Below are 16,716 nucleotides of genomic sequence, written 5' to 3'. Positions count from 1 at the left end.
GAGCCCGCAGGCTTGGAGAGCGGTCGACGCAAGCGCTTTGGGGCGGCCGCCCGTCGGATCCGTATGGACATCCTCCGAAGCGTCCGGACCGTCGCCGAGGCCGAGGGGCCGGGCGTCGTCGACTGGGACCGGGCCGCGGCGGCCGCGAAGGACGCCACGGCCCCCGGATCGATCGCGCTCTCCGACGCGGAGCGCGCGGGGTACGCCGCCGACGTCCGCGACGCGCGCTCGCGGCTGGCCGAGGTGGCCGGGATCGAGTTCGACGTTCCCGACACCGTCGAGGTGCAGAACCGCCACCACTGGATCGACGCGAGCGTGGGGACCTTCCGGCGCGTGATGGACCCGATCGAGGCGGCCGCGGCCGGCGACGGCGAGGAGGCCGGAGCGGTCGGGGATCCCGGAACCGACTCGCTCGACGTGATGCCGGACAGCGCGCCCGGACCGGTCGGACCCGCACCCGGCGCAGCCTTCGCGCAGGACCTCTCGCGGGTCGCCAACACGGGGTCGATGGCGTTCGCGCTGGGCTTCCTCGCGCGCAACGTCCTCGGCCAGTACGACCCGCTGCTCCTCGCCGACGAGCCGGACGCCGAGCACGGGCTCTACTTCGTCCACCCGAACATCGTCGCGGTCGCGGCCGCGCTCGACGTCGACTACCCCCGGTTCCGCCGGTGGATCGCGTTCCACGAGGTGACCCACGCCGCGGAGTTCGGCGCGGCGCCGTGGCTGCCGGAGTACCTCGAATCGCGCGTCGAGCGCGGCGTCGAGGGGATGGTCGGCGGCGCGGGCGGCGTCGAGGGGATGACCGGGCGCGGGCTCGATCCCGACGCATTCGCAGAGCTCCAGGCTGCGATGACCGCGGTGGAGGGGTACGCCGAGGTGCTGATGGACCGCGCGTTCGACGGCGAGTACGCGGACCTCCGACGGAAGCTCGACGAGCGCCGCGGCGGGGGCGGCCCCGTGCGCCGGCTCGCGCAGCGCCTGCTCGGCCTCGGGCTCAAGCGGCGGCAGTACGAGCGCGGCGCCGCCTTCTTCCGGCACGTCGCCGACGCGCGCGGCATCGAGGCCGCGGGCGCCGTCTGGGAGCGCGCCGAGAACCTCCCGACCGCCGGAGAGATCGACGACCCCGAGGCATGGCTCGTCCGCGTCGACCCCTGAGGCGGAACCGACGCGCGCCGATTCACTCCAGTTCGAGGTCGCGCTCCCGACTTCTCCCGCCGCGGTCGGCGTCGATCCGGTCGAACCGCTCGTCGAGGTCCTCGGTCGCCAGCAGGCGGTCGAGCCGCTGCTCGAACTCCGCCTCGTCTATTTCGCCGCTCGCGTAGCGCTCGCGCAGTTCCGCGACCGGTCGTTCGGCGGTCGTCGCGCTCTCAGTCGACGCGTCGGCGTCGGGATCGTCTGCCGCGACGAGCGGGAAGTCCTCGCCGAGCACCGCCACGAGCGGAATCAGGAGGAAGAATCCGGCGATGAACGTCGCCGGGATCAGCGCCTCCAGCGGGCCCGGGACGATGACCGCGAAGAGGGAGGTGAGGCCGAACGAAAGAACAGCGATGAGCCCGATGAGTCGCTTCTTCTCGAACGTGGGGAGGGACATACGCCACGGATTCCGTCGCGTCGACAAAAGCGTACTGCCGGGTCGGGCGGATTTTCACCGTCGCCCGCGACCGACGCCTATTCGTCGGGCGCGCGCCCACGGCGATCCGTGCTCAGGTACGTGACGACAAACCCGGGGAAGGTGCGCGAGGCGGAGCGGTACCTCCCGGACGGCTCGGTGGAGCGGCTCGACTTCGACTACGCGGAGGTCCAGGCCGACGAGCTCGGCCCGATCGCGGCTCGCGGGGCCCGCGAGGCGTACCGCCACGCGGACGGTCCGGTCCTCGTCGACGACGCGGGGCTGTTCGTCGAGGGGCTTGACGGCTTCCCGGGACCCTACTCCTCGTACGTCGAAGACACCCTCGGGGTCGAGCGCGTCCACGAGATCGCCGCCGACCTCGACGACCGCCGCGCAGCCTTCCGGTGCGTGCTCGGCTACTGCGACGGCGAGGGGTTCGCCGCGAGCCCCGATCCGGTCGACCGGGGCGACCGCGACGCGGCCGCGGCGGCGGGTCCGGACGAGGGCGAAGGTGACGGCGGTAGCGGCGACGCCGGCGCCGACCCGCTCCCGGTCAAGCTGTTCGAGGGGTACGTCCCGGGCCGGATCGTCGCGCCGCGGGGCGACGGCGGGTTCGGCTACGACCCGATCTTCGAACACGACGGCGAGACGTTCGCGGAGATGGACACCGACCGGAAGAACGCGGTGTCACACCGCGGCCGCGCCTTAGAGAAGTTCGCGGAGTGGTACGCGGACCGGTAGCGAGCGACGATAGCGGGCCTACGCCGCCGCTTCGATCGCGTCCGTGAGTAGGTCGGCGCCGAGGTCGATTTCGCGTTCGGTGACGTCGAGCGGCGGGAGAATTCGGAGGACCTTGTGACCGCACGCGAGCGTGAGGAGGCCGCGCGAGAACGCCTCGTCGACGACCGCGTCCCGGCGCTCCTTCGTGTCGAACTCGACGGCGAGCAACAGGCCCTTTCCGCGGACGTCCTCGACGGGGTCGAGGTCGGCGTCGCGCATCGTCTCTTTGAACTGTCGGCCGCGGACGACGGCGTTGTCGGTGAGGTCCGCCTCCTCGATGGCGTCGAGCGTGAGCGCGCCCTGCGCCGAGGCGATCAGGTCGCCGGCGCCCCACGTCGAGGAGAGCCGGCCGGTCTCCTCGGGGAACACGTCGCTCCGCGAGACGGTCGCGCCCACGCGGAGCCCCTTCCCGCTCGCGATCACGTCGGGGTCGTACGCGTAGTGGTCGGAGCCCCACATCTCGCCGGTGCGCCCGACGCCGGTCTGGATCTCGTCGGCGATCACCGTAATGTCGTGTTCCTCGGCGAGCGCCGCGATCTCGTCGGTGAACGCCTCCGAGGGGAACCGGTAGCCCCCCTCGCCCTGGATCGGTTCCATGATGAGGTAGGCCACGTCGTCGGGGTGGACGTTCCCGCGCTCCGGATCGAGCTTCTTCCGGAGCCGCGAGACGCCGTCCGCGAAGAAACCGCACGAGCAGGTCTCGGGCGAGCAGGTGCGGTCCTCGCAGAACGGCACCTCAGTCACGCCGCTGATCTCCGGAAAGTCGCGACGGTAGACGGACTTCGAGCGGTTGAGCGAGAGCGCGCCCAGCGTCCGGCCGTGGAACGCCCCGTCGAAGGTGATCGCGTACTTCGCGCCGTCGGAGGCGTCGTAGGCGATCTTGATGGCGTTCTCGACCGCCTCCGCCCCGGAGTTCGAGAGGAAGACGGTGTCCATGTCGTAGTGGCTCGTCAGGTCCGTCAGGCGGTCCATAAGCCCCGACGAGCCGGGGAGTCCGTCCCCGGGAGAGGGGCCGCCAGCGGCGTAGAAGTCCTGCCCGGCGATCTTCAGCGGGTCGACGAGGTCGAACTCTTCGAGTCGGTCCATTATGAGGGGGTTGTTGTACCCGAGCGGCGCGGCGGCGACGTGGCTGGTGAAGTCCATGAGGACGTTGCCGTCGACGTCGGTGCAGAACGGGCCCTCTGCGGGCGCGGTGCGGTCCCAGACGAACTCGTAAACGTAGGTGCTCGGCGCGGCCGACTCGTGGTGGTAGTCGACCCACTCGCGAGCGCGCTCGCCGGGGAGGTCGGCGACGGCGGGCGTTGCGGTGTCGCGATCCATGGGTGCTACTGGCACGCAGGTGAAATAAATCCGGGGCGGCAGCGCGAACGTTGGAGAAATCTCCAACCGGAATCGCCGCGCTGATTCACCGCGTTCACCGTGGGAGATTCGTCGAGACCGCTTCGTCGCGAACGGTCCGCGGCTCGCAGTGTGCCTGTTAATTCCTCCCAGAATTCGTTGGATTTTTATAGAACCGCCGCCATACTACCGACCGAGTTCGAGGTGGTCAGCAATGCCCATGCTCGAACCGGCGAACACGTGGACGCAGGGACTCGACTTCCCGAGCCGACTGCTCGAATCCGGTAGCAACGACTACGAACTGTACGAGGAGGACGGCGAGTTCGTCCTCTCGGTCGAGCTCCCCGGGTTCGATCCCGAGGAGATCACCGCCTCGTGGAACGACGGCGTGCTCAACGTGGCCGGGGAACACGAGGACGAGAACCGCGGGACTCGTCGGACGTACCACCGGCGGTTCCGCTTCCCAAAGGCGATCGACGAGGACGGCATCACGGCCGAATACCAGAACGGCATCCTGACGGTCCGGCTCCCCGTGACCGTCGAGAACGCCGTCAGCGGCACGGAGATCGAGATCGAGAGCTGACCGCGGCGCCGTCCGCCGCGACCGACCGGCCGCGCGCCGGTCGACCCCCGCTCTCACCCCGCGTTTTTCGGCCGTACGCTTCCGCTTTCGACCGCGAGAGCCCGTCTTTTCGACGTCGATCCGGTCGGATCCGCGCGCCACGACCCCGCACGCCTTTTGTACTCCGCCGCCACGAACGGAGCATGAACCGCGAGGAGTTCGCCGCCAGCATCGACCACACCGTTCTCGGCCCTGAGACGACCCCGGCCGACGTGCGGGCCGTTCTCGACGAGGCCGCCGCTCACGGGATGAACGCCTGTATCCCGCCCTGTTACCTCCCCGAGGCGGTCGCGTACGAGGCCGAGCCCGAGGCGATCGCGACCGTGGTCGGGTTCCCGCACGGCCAGCACGCCCCCGATGTCAAGCGCGACGAGGCGGTCGCGGCGTGGGAGGCTGGCGCCGACGAGATCGACCTCGTGATCAACGTCGGCCGGCTGAAGGCGGGGGACGACGGCGCGGTCGCCGACGAGATCGCGGACGTCGTCGCGGCCGTGCCGGTCCCGGTGAAGGTGATCATCGAGACCGCCCTGCTCGACGACGCCGAGAAGCGGCGCGCCTGCGAGGCCGCCGTCGCCGCCGACGCCGACATGGTGAAGACCTCGACCGGCTTCGCCGACGGCGGCGCGACGGTCTCGGACGTCGAACTGATGAGCGAGTACCTCCCCGTGAAGGCTTCCGGCGGCGTGGGGTCCTACGAGGAGGCGACGGAGATGCTCGACGCGGGCGCGGTCCGGATCGGCGCCTCCTCCGGCGTCGAGATCGTCGAGGGATTCCCGGAGTGAGTGCGCCGGTCGCCGTTCTCTCGGAACGAGTCCCCGCCGCCGTTCCCGGGGAGTTCCCGCGCCCTGCCGTTCCACGGCTCTGAGAATTCCGTCGGGTGGATTTATACGCGGAACGCCTATCGAGGAGTATGAGCCACCAATCCGGATCGCCCGGCTTCGACCTCGACGCGGCGTTCAAGGCGTTCGGCGCGGTCGGCATCGCCATCTCGCTCGCGCTCGTCGTGGGCGTGTTCGCGCTGACCGACCCGTTCGGCGACTACGTCACCGCATCGCCCGCGGTCTTCGGCACCCTCCTCTCCGCCGCGCTCGTCGTCGCCGTCGGCTACACGGCGTACGCGCTCCGCCGGCGACAGTAGCCGGGCACGCGTCGCCGGCGTTCGACCGCGCCGCCGGGAGACATAAACCGCTCGCGGGCGGACGGTTTCGCATGACCGACGAGCCGACCGACGAGGCGGTGGAACGGTTCCTGGACCGAGCGGCGGCCGCGCTCGACGACTACGACGAGGGGTACGCCGACGCGGACGCGACGCTGGCGACGCTCCGCACCCACGTCGACGAGCTGTCAGAGAGCGTCGAGGACAGCGGGGACGGCGGAGACCACGAAGCGTAACCCGATCGACTACGGCCCGGCCCCGATCAGCTCCCGGACGCGACCCACGTACTCCGCGAACGCGGCGTCGCCGCGCTCGCGCGGGCGCTCGACGTCGACGTCGACTATCTCGCGGACGCGTCCCGGGTCGGCGGCCATCACGACGATCCGGTCCGCGAGCGTCACCGCCTCCGCGACGTCGTGCGTGACGAAGAGGACGGTTTTCCCCGTCGAGGCCCACACGTCGAGCAGCTCCCGCTGGAGCATCTCGCGGGTCTGAGCGTCGACCGCGCCGAACGGCTCGTCCAGCAGCAGGAGGCTCGGATCGACGGCGAGCGACCGCGCGATGGCGACGCGCTGTTTCATCCCGCCGGACAGCGACTTCGGGTAGGCGTCGCGGAACTCCGTCAGCCCGACGAGATCGAGCATCTCGTCGACGCGCGCCTCCTGCTCGGCGGGCGAGCGGTCGCTCCGTTCGAGGCCGAACCCGACGTTCCCCGCGACGGTCAGCCACGGGAACAGGTGGTACTCCTGAAACACCACGCCCATGTCGGTCGTGGGGCCGGTGACCTCGGTGCCGTCGAGCAAGACGCGGCCGTCCGTCGCGTCGGTGAGCCCGGCCGCGATCCGGAACAGCGTCGTCTTGCCGCAGCCCGACGGCCCGACGAGACAGACGAACTCCCCGTCCGCGACCGAGAAGGAAACGTCGTCGAGCGCGCGCACCGAGCCGCCGTCGCCGTCGCCGGGGTACGTCTTGCCGACCCCGTCGAGCGCGACGCTGGCCTCCGCGGGAGTGAGGGAGGAGCCGCCGTTCACGCCCGCCACGCTAACGCCCTCCGTTCGACCGCGCGGAACGCCACGTCGACGAGCAGGTACATCAGGCTCAACACGAGGATGTACGCGATCGCCCGGTCGACGCGGAGGTTGTTGCTGGCGCGGATGATCTCGCGGCCGACCCCGGGGACGCCGAAGATCTCCGAGGCGACGACGAGCATCCAACACCGTCCCAGTCCCGTCCGGATCCCGGTGAGAATCCCCGGCATCGACGCCGGCAGCACGATCGACCGGACCGCGTCGAGGTCGCCGCGGACGCCGAGCGTCCGGCCCACGTCGAGGAGGTCCTCGCTCACGCCCTCGACGGCGCCGTACGCCGCGTAGAAGTTGATCCAGAACGCGCCGACCGCGATGATGAAGGCGGCGCCCCAGTCGTTGATCCCGAACCACGCGATCGCGAAGCCGATGAGCGCGAGCGGCGGCACCGGGCGCAGCGTTCTGACGAGCGGCGCCGTCAGGTCGTCGAGCAGTCGGCTCCAGCCGAACGCGACGCCGGCGGCCACGCCGAGCCCCGTTCCGGCGAGCGTGCCCGGAATCCAGTGCTGGACGCTCTGGAACAACGCCGCCGTCATGTCGCCCGAGGCGAGTTCGCTCGCGAACGCCCCCGCGACCGCGACCGGCGAGGGAAGGACGAACGGATCCTGCGTCAGCGAGACGGCGTGCCAGACGAGGAGGAACGCCGCGATCCCGACGGCCCCGCGAAGCAGCCGGCGGCCGTCGCCGAGCTCGACGCCCGCGAACGCGTCGCCCTCCCCGACGGGCGATGCGGTTTCGGTCGCCATCAGAGGGTGTCGTACACCTCCAGATCGAATATCTGGTCGTTCGACAGCTGCTCGTCGATCTGGCCGTTCCCGGCCGCGAACTCCGAGAACACCTGCGTCGCCTCGGTGATCTCGTTGGGGTCGGTGATGAAGTTCGACAGCGGCGAGTCGAGCGCATCCCGTGCGCGGTCGGTCGGCATCCCGATCCCCTCGTTGACGTGCGCGGCGGTCGCGTCCGGGTTCTCGCCGATGAACTCGGTCGCGCGGACGTGCTCTTCGAGGAACTGCGCCGCGAGCGGCGAGTCGCGCACCGCGTCGCTCATCAGGGTGACCGCGGCGGGCTGGCCGGGGAGGACCTCGGCCGCAGTCCGGAGCATCGTCACCGACGAGCCCTCCGCCTGCGCGATCGTCGGTACCGGCTCCATGATCGAGGTGCCGTCGATCTCGTCGTTGGCGATCGCCTGCCAGACCGAGCTCGCGCCGCTGATCTCGATGATCTCCACCGCGTCGTTCTCGGCGGGGTCGACGCCGACGTCGCGGAGCCAGTAGCGCAGGAGAACGTCGGGGACGCTCCCCTGCGGGAACGTGCCGAAGGTGAACGGCTCACCCTGCTCTTCCTCCCACGTCGCGAACGCGTCGGCGCCCTCGGCCTCGAACGTCTCGTGGAACGACTCCTCGGCCATGATACCCATCGGCTCCTCGATGTTCGCGGCGGTCACCTGCGCCGAGATGCCGCGGTCGATGGCGATCATCGCGGGAACGATCCCGAACATCGCAATGTCGATGTCGCCGCCGCCGAGCGCCTGAACGATGTCCGGGCCGTTGCCGAACTCCTGTCCGGTGACCTCGGCGTCTATCTCCGAGAAGTACCCCTCGCCCTCCATCACGTACCACTGAAGGTCCGGGTAGATCGGCATGTGCGCGACCGTTAGCTCGTCGAGTCCGCCGCCACCGCCGCCGCCGAGACAGCCGGCGAGGCCGACCGTCGCGGTTCCGCCCGCGGCCGCGAGGAACGACCGCCGCGACGCTGTCCGCGTTGGTTCGTACATACGCACGAAAGCGGCTCCGCGGGCAACACCCTCGCGTCACCAGCAACGGAAGCGCGTTCCGGTGACGCCGACGAATTCGAAATTCGGAGCCGCTCGGGATTGAAAACGGGTTTCAAGCGATATTCCGGAGCAGAGCTCGTCATCGAACGACGCAAATGTTGCTGGTGTGGTCCCCCGTCGGGAGCGCTCGTTCGCGGTCTCGCGGGGCGCACGCGGGAGTCTGTCGGCGGCGACCCGCTCGCGCGAATCAGACGGCGTACGGTCTCACGGCCGCTCGGTCGCATCCTCGTCGAACAGTCCGAGATCCTCGGCGACGAGGTCGGCGAGCCGGTCTTTGATCGCCGGGTCGACCTCGGCGACGGACTCGCCGTCGTGCTTCTGGGCGTTGTGTTTCTCGAGCGCGTCCGCGAGGTCGTCGAGCGGCACGCGGGTCTCCGTCTCGCACTCGTCGCACACGATCGGGACGGACGGCTCGTCGGTGGACATTACGCCGACAATCGCCCGTGGCGGGTATATGCCTTCGGGCGCGTCGTCAGTCGTCGGTATCGCGCCGACCCGCCGAACCGCCACCGTCTATTGACTCCGTCGCGAACGCCCGGCCATGTACGTTCTCGTGACGGGGGCGGCGGGCGGGATCGGTGGGGGCGTCGCGGGCTCGCTCGCGGCCGCCGGTCACGACGTCCTCGGGGTCGACCGCGACGCGGCGGGGCTCGCCGATCTGCCCGACGCGGTCGAGACCGCCGCGATCGACCTCCGCGACGAGGCGGCCGTCCGCGACCTGCTCGCGGACCGCCCCCTCGACGCGGTCGTCTCCTGTATCGGGGGCTACGAGATCGGGGCGGTCGAGGACACCTCGGCGGAGGCGTTCCGGCGACAGGTGGAGACGAACCTGACCGCGGTCCACGTGACGGTCTCCGCGGCACTCCCGGCGCTGCGCGAGCGCGGCGGCCGGGTCGTCGTCGTCGGGTCGATGGTCGGGTCGGTCGCGCTACCGTACCACGGCGCGTACAGCGCCGCGAAGGCGGGTCTCGACGGCTACGTCGACGCGCTCCGTCGCGAGGTCGCCCCCCGCGGGGTCGACGTCGCGCTGGTCGAGCCCGGACCGGTCCCGACCGGGTTCAACGAGCGGGCCGCGGCGGCGGTCGTGAGTGCGGACGGCGAGGACGCGAGCGGCGCGGGGGAGGGCGGCGAGGACGCGAGCGACGAGAGCCCCTACGCCGACGCCTACCGTGAGTTCGAGGGGTACTCGCCGGCCGCCACCGACGTCGAAACGGTCGTCGAGCGCGTGGTGACCGCGGTGACGGCGGAGCGGCCAGAAACGCGTTACCGGGTGAGCCGTCGGGCGCGGTGGCTGCCGCGACTCGCGCGCGTCCTCCCCGACCGGCTGTACGACCGACTCGTGCGCGCCGGACTCCCCGGCGGGCTCCTGTGGCGGCTGCTCCGCCGGTGACGAGCCCGTTCCGGCGCGGGGACCGCGTCGCGCGTCAGTCGTCGGCGGCGCCAGACGAGGACCCCTCGGCACCGGGCGCTCCCTCGGACCCCTCCGCGTCGGCGGCTTCCGAGCCGTCCGCGTCGGCGGCCTCCGAGCCGTCCGCGTCGGCAGCCTCCGAGTCGTCCGCGTCGGCAGCCTCCGAGCCGTCCGCCTCCGCGTAGAACTCCTCGGGCGAGGCGTCGATGCGCTCGAACTCGCCGAAGTCGCGCTCGTGGTGGCGGATCATCTGCTCGACGATCCACGCGCTGTACCGCTCCGAGAACCCCCAGTCGGCGTCCGCGTCGTCGACCTCGAAGCGGCCGTCGGTCGCGAGCGCGGCGTACAGGTGATAGAAGCCGAGGACGACGTCGCCGAACTCCCTCGCCTCGCCGCCGATCTCGCGGCGCTTCTCGGCCAGCTCCTCGCGGCCCGCGTCGGTGAGCGCGAAGTACTTGCGGTCGGGCTCGTCGTCGCGCTCGACGCGCTCGGCGACGCCCTCCTCCTCGAACTTGTAGAGGATCGGGTAGACGGAGCCGTAGGAGGGCTCCCAGTGCCCGCCGCTGATTTCGGTTATCTCGCCGAGCAGCTCGTACCCGTACCGGGGACGCTCGTCGAGCAGCTCCAACACGAGGTACGAGATCAGTCCTTTCGGCGGGCCGCTTTTCCGCATTGTCCCGACTTTTCGGGGTCGCGTCGAAAGGGTTTCGGTCACGGCGATCACGGCCGAACAACCGGTCTGAGAGCGCTTGACAGCCGATATCGACGGTTGCCCGGATCAGCTCAGGTCGGCGCGCCGGAAGCCGAGGTACCCGACGGCGAGCGGAACCGCGGCCCACGCGACCATGACCGCGAGGAACACGACGGGGCTGAGGAACGCCGGCGCGGGGGCGCCGGTCGCCGCCGCCACGCCGGCGTCGCCGAGCAGCGTCCGCTGGACGAGCGCGTTGTACGCGCCGGTCGGGCTGAGCCCGCGAACGAGCAGGAACCACGCGGGCACGCCGGCGCCGGGGAGTCGGCCGGTGACCAGCAGGTGGACGCCGTTCGGAGCGAGGTCCCAGAGGAGCGTCAGGCCGAGGTACGCCGTGATCGCGAGCGTCATCGCCCGGGCCCGCGTCGCCGTGACGGCCGAGATCCCGACCGCGATCCCGAGGAACGAGACCGCGAGCAGCACCGTCAGCGCCGTCGTCGCGAGGAACGCGGCGACCGGGAGTGTACCGTAGAGGGCGGCCGTGACCGCGCCCGAGATCGCGAAGCCCGCGGCGATCCCGCCGGCGACCGCGACGCCACGCCCGAGGAACTTGCCGGCGATCACCTCGCCGCGCGACGGCGGGAGCCCGAGCAACACCTTCAGGCTCCCCGACTCGCGCTCGCCCGCGACCGAGAGATACGCCGCGATCAGCGCCATGATCGGGACGAGCAGCCCGGCGAACTGCGACGCGCCGCCGATAGCCGCCTCGGGACCGGCGCCCACGTCCGCCTCGGGGACGAGCAGCGGGAGCGCCGCCGACAGCGACGACACCGCGGCGATGACCGCGACGATGGCCCAGACCACCCGCGAGCGGAGGGCGTCGCCGAACTCCTTGCGGGCGATCGTCAGCCGGACGCGCCGGGTCATCGCTCACCCTCCGCAGCGTCGGCGTCGGAAGCGGCGATGTCGGAAGCGTCACGGGTCGGCGCCGATCCACCGGTGTACGCGCTGAACAGGTCCTCCAGCGACGACTCGGCGATCGCCACGTCGAGGATCGCGGCCCCGTCCTCGCGGGCGCGGTCGATGACGTCGACCTTCGCGGCGGCCTCGCCGACGCGGACCCGGATCGTCCTGTCGTCGATCGCGACGTCGTCAACCCCGGCGAGCTCACCGAGGGTCAGTCGGTCCGGGACGGCGTCGACCGTGAGCGTCACCGTCGAGCCCGTGTCGAGCGCGTCGCGGAGCCCCTCGATGGTGTCGACGGCGACGAGTCGCCCCCGGTCGAGGATCGCGACGCGGTCGCAGACGGCCTCAACCTGACTGAGGATGTGGCTGGAGAAGAACACCGTCTTCCCTCGGTCGGCGTGGTCGCGGGCGATCTCCCGGACGAGGCGGACGCCGTTCGGGTCGAGCCCCGACGAGGGCTCGTCGAGGATCAGCACGTCGGGATCGCCGACGAGCGCGATCGCGAGCGCCAGCCGCTGGGTCATTCCCTTCGAGTAGCCGCCGACGGCGCGGTCGGCGGCCGCGCGATCGAGGCCGACGCGGTCGAGCAGGTCGTCGACGTCGTCGTCGGCGTCCTTCAACGCCACCGCGTACTCCAAGTTCTTGCGGCCGGTGAGGCGCTCGTAGAGCCCGTACCCGTCCGGGAGGATGCCGACCCGCTCGTGGACCGCGCGCGTCTCGGCCTGCGCGTCGCGGCCGAGGACGGTCGCGCTCCCCGCGGACGGGCGGACGTAGTCCATGATCACGTCGATCGTCGTCGACTTCCCGGCGCCGTTCGGCCCGAGGAAGCCGAATATCTCGCCGGCGTACACGGTCAGGTCGAGGTCGTCGACGGCGAGCACGTCGTCGCCGTAGCGTTTCGTCAGGCCGGTCGTTTGAACGGCGACCGGTCTGTCGTCGATCGACGCGGTCGGGTCGTCGGAGGGGTGCGTTTCAGCGGGCATACGACCCGCAACGTCAGTCTGACATAAAACGCTATGCGGGCGCCGCCGGCGTCTCGGTCGTGGTTCCGTTTCCGGTGCGCGGGACCCCGCGACCGTGGTTCCGTTTCCGGCCCGCGGGACGACCCGCAAACCCCTAAGTCGCGCGGCCCGAACCCGAAGTATGGTCGAGGCTCCACAGACCGCCGAAGGGTGGTTCTCGCTGCACGACTTCCGCTCGATCGACTGGGACGCGTGGCGCGAGGCGCCCGAGTCAGAGCGACGACGAGCGATCGAGGAGGGCGAGGCCTTCCTGAAACACCGCGAGCTGGTCGCCGACGCCGACGACGGCGAGTCCGCGCTGTTCTCCGTGCTCGGGCACAAGGCCGACCTCATGTTCCTCCACTTCCGGCCGTCGCTCGACGACCTGTCTTCGATCGAGCGCCGGTTCGAGGACACCGCGCTCGCGAAGTTCACCGAGCGTGAGACCTCCTACGTCTCCGTCACCGAGGTGTCCGGGTACGTCTCCGACGACTACTTCGAGGAGGGCGCCGACGCCGTCGACGAGGGGCTCCGCCGCTACATCGAGGGGAAGCTGAAGCCCGACATCCCCGACGAGGAGTACGTCAGCTTCTACCCGATGAGCAAGCGCCGCGGCGAGGAGCACAACTGGTACGACCTCGAGTTCGAGGAGCGCGCCGAGCTGATGGCCGGCCACGGCGAGGTCGGCAAGGAGTACGCCGGCAAGATCAAGCAGGTGATCGCCTCCTCGGTCGGCTTCGACGAGCACGAGTGGGGGGTCACGCTGTTCGGCGCGGACCCGACGGACATCAAGGACATCGTCTACGAGATGCGGTTCGACCCCGCCTCCTCGCGGTACGGCGAGTTCGGCGACTTCTACGTCGGCCGCCGGTTCCCGCCGAGCGACCTCGACGCCTTCCTCGCGGGCGAGACGGTCCCGACCGGACGCGCCCCCGAAGACGAGGGCGCCGGCCACCCGCACGGTGAGGGCGGCCACGGCGACGAGGGCGGTCATCACGGCGAGGGCGGCGGCCACGGCGACGACGCGCACGGTCGCGGCGAGGGCCACGACCACTCGGGCGCTGGCGGCGGCTCCGCGCACGGCGACCACCCGCACGGCGAGGACGGGGGCGGCGGCGAGGGCGACCATCCCCACGGCGAGGGCGATGGGCACGGCGACGAGAGCGGCCACGGCGGCGGAGACGACGAGACCACAGACGAGGACATCCGCGGCGAGCTCGCCGACCTCGACATCTACGCCGGGAAGCCCCACGGCGAGGACGTGTACGCCACGGTGCTGTACAGCGAGGCCGACGTCGACGAGCTGTTCGACGAGGTCGATGGGCTCCGCGGCAACTTCGACCACTACGGCACCCACGTGAAGACCGCGGTGTACGAGGGGCGCCACACCGACCGCGCCGCGGTCGTCTCCATCTGGGACACCGCGTCGGCGGCCGAGACCGCGGCCGGCTTCCTCTCGGAGCTGCCCGACATCGTCGCCCGCGCCGGCGAGGAGTCCGGCTTCGGCACGATGGGGATGTTCTACACCGTCAAGCCCGACTACCAGACGGAGTTCGTCGAGACGTTCGACGACGTCGGCGAGCTGCTGGGGGAGATGGACGGCCACGTCGAGACCGACCTGATGGTGAACGTCGAAGACGAGAACGACATGTTCATCGCCAGCCAGTGGAACGCGAAGGAGGACGCGATGGCGTTCTTCCGCTCCGACGAGTTCTCCGAGACCGTCCAGTGGGGCCGCGACGTGCTCGCCGACCGCCCGCGACACGTCTTCTTAGCGTAACGGGACTGGACGCGCGCAGTCTTTTATAAATACGGCGGGTCGGCAGAGAATTCCTCCAAATCCCCAGCCGCTTGCTTATAAATAATCGATAATAGATCGGCGGCGAACGCCTCCAAATCCCCAGCCGCTCGTTTATAAATAGTCGACTATGGATCAACGGTGGACACCGCCAAATCACCGACTGCTCGCTTATAAATCGCTGCCGCCGCAGCGGACACAGCCAAAGCCCCAGCCGGCGAGGCGGGCGCACGCTCGCTGCGCGCTTCAGTCGCTCGCGTTGCTCGCTCCTTTCAGTGCTTACGTCGCCTGCGCCCGCCTCGCCGGCTGCCCCTTTGAGTCCCGCCCCGCACCGCCCACCACCGCAACCGCACAGCGCCTCACACCTCCCCAGCCTCGTCAGTCGCCCTCGCTCCGCTTCGGGCGACTGACTCCCTCGCGCGTGCTCCTCGCGGCCGCCTTCGGCGGCCACTCGCAGGCACGCGCCACCGCCCTGTCCAGTCATTTATAAATAGAAACCTCGTCGCACTCGCGCCGCTTCGCACCGTCTCCCCTCCCCCGACCGCCGGGTTTTAGGTGCCGTTGCGGCGAACGGACGGCCATGTTCGACACCATCGTGGTCGCGACCGACGGCTCCGACAGCGTGCGGCGGGCCGTCTCGGTCGCGGTCGACGTGGCGGCGCGGTTCGACGCCGAGGTCCACGCGGTGTACGTCGTCGACGCCGGCGAGGTCGAGTCGTCGCCGGACCGGGTCCGCGAGGACCTCCGCGACGCGCTCGACGACGAGGGACGCGACGCGCTCGACCGCGTCGCGGACGCCGCGCACGACCGCGACGGCGACCTCGACGTGACGATCGAGGTCCGCGAGGGCCGCCCGGCCTCGGAGATCGACACGTACGCCCGGTCGGTCGACGCCGACCTCGTCGCGATGGGCACCCGCGGCCGGCACGGCGAGAACCGCTTCCTCATCGGCTCCGTCGCCGAGCGCGTCGTGCGTACCTGCCCGGTCCCCGTGTTGACCGTGCGACAGCTGACCGACGAGGACCCGCGGCGGACGACGATCTGAGCGGTCGCGGAGGTCGGCGGCCGCCGAACGCGACGCCGCGCGACCGCCCCGAGAGCGGCGGAGTTTTCCGGCTGCCGCCCGCCTCGACGGTATGGACGACGACCTCATCGAGACGGGGGACGCCCCCCGCTCGCGGTACACGAAGCTGCCGGGGAAGGGCTTTTTCTACCCCGACTCGCTGGATGACGAGCGCGCGGAGCGGCGAGCGAAGGAGACGATCGAGGGGAGCGAGGCGGTCGTGATCGCCGACGGCGACGCCGACGGCCTCGCCTGCGCGGCGATGATCCGGGAGGCGTACGACGCCGCGCTCGACGTCGAACCCTTCGAGGACGCCATCGCGGCGCGGCTGGCGGACGACGACGAGGAGTCGGGCGGCGCGGAGACCGACGACGCAGAGAGCGAGGAGTCCGACGACGACCCCCTCGCCGACGCCCACGCCGAGTCGCCGGTCGGGCTGCTCTCGGCGGGCCCGTACTCGATCGACACCGCGCTCGAACGCGTCGAGGCGTACGCCGACGACGACATCGACCTGTTCGTCTGCGACCTCTGCCCCGACGACTACGAGTGGATCGCGGAGCCGCTGGAATCGCTCGCGACGTCGACCGACTCGATCCGCTGGTTCGACCACCACCAGTGGGACGACGCGACCGCCGCCGCGGTCCGCGAGGCGGGCGTCGACCTCGTCGTCGGCGACTCCGACGAGGAGTGCACCGCCGACGTGACGCTCCGGTCGCTGGAGTACGCGTTCGACGACCGCTGGACCGAGCTCGCGGAAGTCACGCGCGACCACGACCTCTGGCTCAAGGAGGACCCGCGCTCCGACGACCTCGCCGACTACTCCTACTGGGCCGGCGCCGAGGAGTACGCGGCCGCGATCGGCGCGTACGGCGTCGACCTCCCCGAGACGGTGCGGTCGTTCGTCGAGGATCGCCGCGTCGAGAAGGAGGCCAGGATCGACCTCGCCGTCGACCGCGCGGTCACCCACGAGGTCGGCGACTGGCGCGTCGCGGTCACCTACGGCCGCTGCTCGCAGAACGAGGTCGCAGAGCGGCTCCGCGAGGCGGGCGCCGACGCCGCCGTGATCGTCAAGCCCGCGGGGTCCGCCTCCATCCGCGGCTCGGACGACTTCCGCCACGCCCACGAGGTCGCCGGACGGGTGAACGGCGGCGGCCACCCGCAGGCGGCGGGCTGCAAGCCCGACATCTACGACGACATGCTCGACTACGCCCACCACTGGAGCACCGAGGGGCAGGCGTGCAAGCGCGTCATCCTCGCGGCGTTCGAAGCGGTCGCCGAGGAGGTCTCGGCCGAGGAGAGCGCGGCCGAGGAGAGCGCGGCCGAGGAGAGCGACGGCGACGACGCGGGCGACGCCGACGAGTAGGG

At 70.9% G+C, this 16,716-nt stretch carries 19 protein-coding genes; 10 read left to right on the top strand and 9 right to left on the bottom strand.

Going from position 1 to position 16,716, the window contains the following annotated elements:
* Nucleotides 1–63 precede the first annotated feature (63 nt).
* Complete coding sequence (locus B378_RS0111930) at nucleotides 64–1,155, top strand: zinc-dependent metalloprotease (protein WP_017344013.1); 1,092 nt, start codon at nucleotides 64–66, stop codon at nucleotides 1,153–1,155.
* A 22-nt stretch (nucleotides 1,156–1,177) separates the two neighbouring features.
* Here the strand turns inward: B378_RS0111930 and B378_RS0111925 are convergent, their stop codons facing one another.
* On the bottom strand, nucleotides 1,178–1,591 hold the full coding sequence (locus tag B378_RS0111925) for an SHOCT domain-containing protein (protein WP_017344012.1): 414 nt from the start codon (nucleotides 1,589–1,591) through the stop codon (nucleotides 1,178–1,180).
* A 108-nt stretch (nucleotides 1,592–1,699) separates the two neighbouring features.
* On the opposite strand from B378_RS0111925, the gene B378_RS0111920 reads away from it, so the two are divergent.
* Nucleotides 1,700–2,350 carry a non-canonical purine NTP pyrophosphatase gene (locus tag B378_RS0111920; protein ID WP_017344011.1) on the top strand — a complete coding sequence of 217 codons (651 nt, stop codon included), beginning with the start codon at nucleotides 1,700–1,702 and terminating at the stop codon, nucleotides 2,348–2,350.
* Between the two features lie 18 nt (nucleotides 2,351–2,368).
* Here the strand turns inward: B378_RS0111920 and B378_RS0111915 are convergent, their stop codons facing one another.
* Entirely contained in the window at nucleotides 2,369–3,709 is a 1,341-nt protein-coding gene (locus B378_RS0111915) for an aminotransferase class III-fold pyridoxal phosphate-dependent enzyme (protein WP_017344010.1), read from the bottom strand.
* 238 nt (nucleotides 3,710–3,947) lie between these two features.
* Between B378_RS0111915 and B378_RS0111910 the strand changes: the two genes are divergently transcribed.
* The 4 genes from B378_RS0111910 (at nucleotide 3,948) to B378_RS0111895 (ending at nucleotide 5,741) form a co-directional block, all read left to right on the top strand.
* Nucleotides 3,948–4,310 carry an Hsp20/alpha crystallin family protein gene (locus B378_RS0111910; protein ID WP_026046275.1) on the top strand — a complete coding sequence of 121 codons (363 nt, stop codon included), beginning with the start codon at nucleotides 3,948–3,950 and terminating at the stop codon, nucleotides 4,308–4,310.
* A 182-nt stretch (nucleotides 4,311–4,492) separates the two neighbouring features.
* Complete coding sequence (gene deoC / locus B378_RS0111905; RefSeq protein ID WP_017344008.1) at nucleotides 4,493–5,131, top strand: deoxyribose-phosphate aldolase; 639 nt, start codon at nucleotides 4,493–4,495, stop codon at nucleotides 5,129–5,131.
* A 128-nt stretch (nucleotides 5,132–5,259) separates the two neighbouring features.
* The gene (locus tag B378_RS0111900; protein ID WP_017344007.1) at nucleotides 5,260–5,487 is read left to right on the top strand and encodes a hypothetical protein; all 228 of its coding nucleotides are present in this window, start codon (nucleotides 5,260–5,262) and stop codon (nucleotides 5,485–5,487) included.
* A gap of 71 nt (nucleotides 5,488–5,558) precedes the next feature.
* Entirely contained in the window at nucleotides 5,559–5,741 is a 183-nt protein-coding gene (locus tag B378_RS0111895) for a hypothetical protein (protein ID WP_017344006.1), read from the top strand.
* Nucleotides 5,742–5,750: 9 nt separating this feature from the next.
* On the opposite strand, the gene B378_RS0111890 is transcribed toward B378_RS0111895, so the two are convergent.
* From B378_RS0111890 to B378_RS0111875, 4 genes are all read right to left on the bottom strand, one after another.
* Nucleotides 5,751–6,545 (bottom strand): ABC transporter ATP-binding protein, encoded by a 795-nt coding sequence (locus B378_RS0111890; protein ID WP_017344005.1) that lies wholly within the window; start codon nucleotides 6,543–6,545, stop codon nucleotides 5,751–5,753.
* Entirely contained in the window at nucleotides 6,533–7,336 is an 804-nt protein-coding gene (locus tag B378_RS0111885) for an ABC transporter permease (protein WP_017344004.1), read from the bottom strand. The genes B378_RS0111890 and B378_RS0111885 overlap by 13 nt, the downstream gene beginning before the upstream one ends.
* A complete protein-coding gene (locus tag B378_RS0111880) occupies nucleotides 7,336–8,364 on the bottom strand; it encodes an ABC transporter substrate-binding protein (RefSeq protein ID WP_017344003.1) in 1,029 nt (342 codons plus the stop codon). The genes B378_RS0111885 and B378_RS0111880 overlap by 1 nt, the downstream gene beginning before the upstream one ends.
* A gap of 264 nt (nucleotides 8,365–8,628) precedes the next feature.
* The gene (locus tag B378_RS0111875) at nucleotides 8,629–8,850 is read right to left on the bottom strand and encodes a hypothetical protein (protein WP_017344002.1); all 222 of its coding nucleotides are present in this window, start codon (nucleotides 8,848–8,850) and stop codon (nucleotides 8,629–8,631) included.
* A gap of 115 nt (nucleotides 8,851–8,965) precedes the next feature.
* On the opposite strand from B378_RS0111875, the gene B378_RS0111870 reads away from it, so the two are divergent.
* A complete protein-coding gene (locus B378_RS0111870) occupies nucleotides 8,966–9,814 on the top strand; it encodes an SDR family oxidoreductase (protein ID WP_017344001.1) in 849 nt (282 codons plus the stop codon).
* A gap of 34 nt (nucleotides 9,815–9,848) precedes the next feature.
* Here B378_RS0111870 and B378_RS0111865 read toward each other — a convergent pair whose 3' ends face one another.
* The 3 genes from B378_RS0111865 to B378_RS0111855 form a co-directional block, all read right to left on the bottom strand.
* Nucleotides 9,849–10,505 carry a PadR family transcriptional regulator gene (locus B378_RS0111865; RefSeq protein WP_017344000.1) on the bottom strand — a complete coding sequence of 219 codons (657 nt, stop codon included), beginning with the start codon at nucleotides 10,503–10,505 and terminating at the stop codon, nucleotides 9,849–9,851.
* A 105-nt stretch (nucleotides 10,506–10,610) separates the two neighbouring features.
* Nucleotides 10,611–11,450: an ABC transporter permease subunit gene (locus B378_RS0111860; protein ID WP_017343999.1), complete on the bottom strand. Its 840-nt coding sequence runs from the start codon at nucleotides 11,448–11,450 to the stop codon at nucleotides 10,611–10,613.
* Entirely contained in the window at nucleotides 11,447–12,472 is a 1,026-nt protein-coding gene (locus B378_RS0111855; RefSeq protein WP_017343998.1) for an ABC transporter ATP-binding protein, read from the bottom strand. Before B378_RS0111855 ends, B378_RS0111860 begins: the two co-directional genes overlap by 4 nt.
* A 160-nt stretch (nucleotides 12,473–12,632) precedes the next feature.
* Here B378_RS0111855 and B378_RS0111850 point away from each other — a divergent pair, with 160 nt between their 5' ends.
* The 3 genes from B378_RS0111850 (at nucleotide 12,633) to B378_RS0111840 (ending at nucleotide 16,714) form a co-directional block, all read left to right on the top strand.
* Nucleotides 12,633–14,270 (top strand): heme-binding protein, encoded by a 1,638-nt coding sequence (locus tag B378_RS0111850; RefSeq protein WP_017343997.1) that lies wholly within the window; start codon nucleotides 12,633–12,635, stop codon nucleotides 14,268–14,270.
* 598 nt (nucleotides 14,271–14,868) lie between these two features.
* Nucleotides 14,869–15,333, top strand: coding sequence for a universal stress protein (locus B378_RS0111845; RefSeq protein ID WP_017343996.1), 465 nt, complete (start codon nucleotides 14,869–14,871; stop codon nucleotides 15,331–15,333).
* Nucleotides 15,334–15,424: 91 nt separating this feature from the next.
* On the top strand, nucleotides 15,425–16,714 hold the full coding sequence (locus tag B378_RS0111840; protein WP_017343995.1) for a DHH family phosphoesterase: 1,290 nt from the start codon (nucleotides 15,425–15,427) through the stop codon (nucleotides 16,712–16,714).
* Nucleotides 16,715–16,716 lie beyond the last annotated feature (2 nt).

Source organism: Halorubrum sp. T3, assembly GCF_000296615.1.
In the GTDB taxonomy this organism is placed as follows: domain Archaea; phylum Halobacteriota; class Halobacteria; order Halobacteriales; family Haloferacaceae; genus Halorubrum; species Halorubrum ruber.
The sequence above is the reverse complement of the archived record's forward strand: the minus strand, read 5'-3'. Positions and strand labels throughout refer to the sequence as shown.

Excerpts from the sequence above, each read along its gene's own strand:
- B378_RS0111875 (WP_017344002.1), bottom strand. The coding sequence starts at position 8,850 with ATGTCCACCGACGAGCCGTCCGTCCCGATCGTGTGCGACGAGTGCGAG.
- B378_RS0111880 (WP_017344003.1), bottom strand. The coding sequence starts at position 8,364 with ATGTACGAACCAACGCGGACAGCGTCGCGGCGGTCGTTCCTCGCGGCC.
- deoC (WP_017344008.1), top strand. The coding sequence starts at position 4,493 with ATGAACCGCGAGGAGTTCGCCGCCAGCATCGACCACACCGTTCTCGGC.
- B378_RS0111915 (WP_017344010.1), bottom strand. The coding sequence starts at position 3,709 with ATGGATCGCGACACCGCAACGCCCGCCGTCGCCGACCTCCCCGGCGAG.
- B378_RS0111870 (WP_017344001.1), top strand. The coding sequence starts at position 8,966 with ATGTACGTTCTCGTGACGGGGGCGGCGGGCGGGATCGGTGGGGGCGTC.
- B378_RS0111845 (WP_017343996.1), top strand. The coding sequence starts at position 14,869 with ATGTTCGACACCATCGTGGTCGCGACCGACGGCTCCGACAGCGTGCGG.
- B378_RS0111885 (WP_017344004.1), bottom strand. The coding sequence starts at position 7,336 with ATGGCGACCGAAACCGCATCGCCCGTCGGGGAGGGCGACGCGTTCGCG.
- B378_RS0111930 (WP_017344013.1), top strand. The coding sequence starts at position 64 with ATGGACATCCTCCGAAGCGTCCGGACCGTCGCCGAGGCCGAGGGGCCG.
- B378_RS0111910 (WP_026046275.1), top strand. The coding sequence starts at position 3,948 with ATGCTCGAACCGGCGAACACGTGGACGCAGGGACTCGACTTCCCGAGC.
- B378_RS0111865 (WP_017344000.1), bottom strand. The coding sequence starts at position 10,505 with ATGCGGAAAAGCGGCCCGCCGAAAGGACTGATCTCGTACCTCGTGTTG.
- B378_RS0111895 (WP_017344006.1), top strand. The coding sequence starts at position 5,559 with ATGACCGACGAGCCGACCGACGAGGCGGTGGAACGGTTCCTGGACCGA.
- B378_RS0111925 (WP_017344012.1), bottom strand. The coding sequence starts at position 1,591 with ATGTCCCTCCCCACGTTCGAGAAGAAGCGACTCATCGGGCTCATCGCT.
- B378_RS0111900 (WP_017344007.1), top strand. The coding sequence starts at position 5,260 with ATGAGCCACCAATCCGGATCGCCCGGCTTCGACCTCGACGCGGCGTTC.
- B378_RS0111855 (WP_017343998.1), bottom strand. The coding sequence starts at position 12,472 with ATGCCCGCTGAAACGCACCCCTCCGACGACCCGACCGCGTCGATCGAC.
- B378_RS0111840 (WP_017343995.1), top strand. The coding sequence starts at position 15,425 with ATGGACGACGACCTCATCGAGACGGGGGACGCCCCCCGCTCGCGGTAC.
- B378_RS0111850 (WP_017343997.1), top strand. The coding sequence starts at position 12,633 with ATGGTCGAGGCTCCACAGACCGCCGAAGGGTGGTTCTCGCTGCACGAC.
- B378_RS0111860 (WP_017343999.1), bottom strand. The coding sequence starts at position 11,450 with ATGACCCGGCGCGTCCGGCTGACGATCGCCCGCAAGGAGTTCGGCGAC.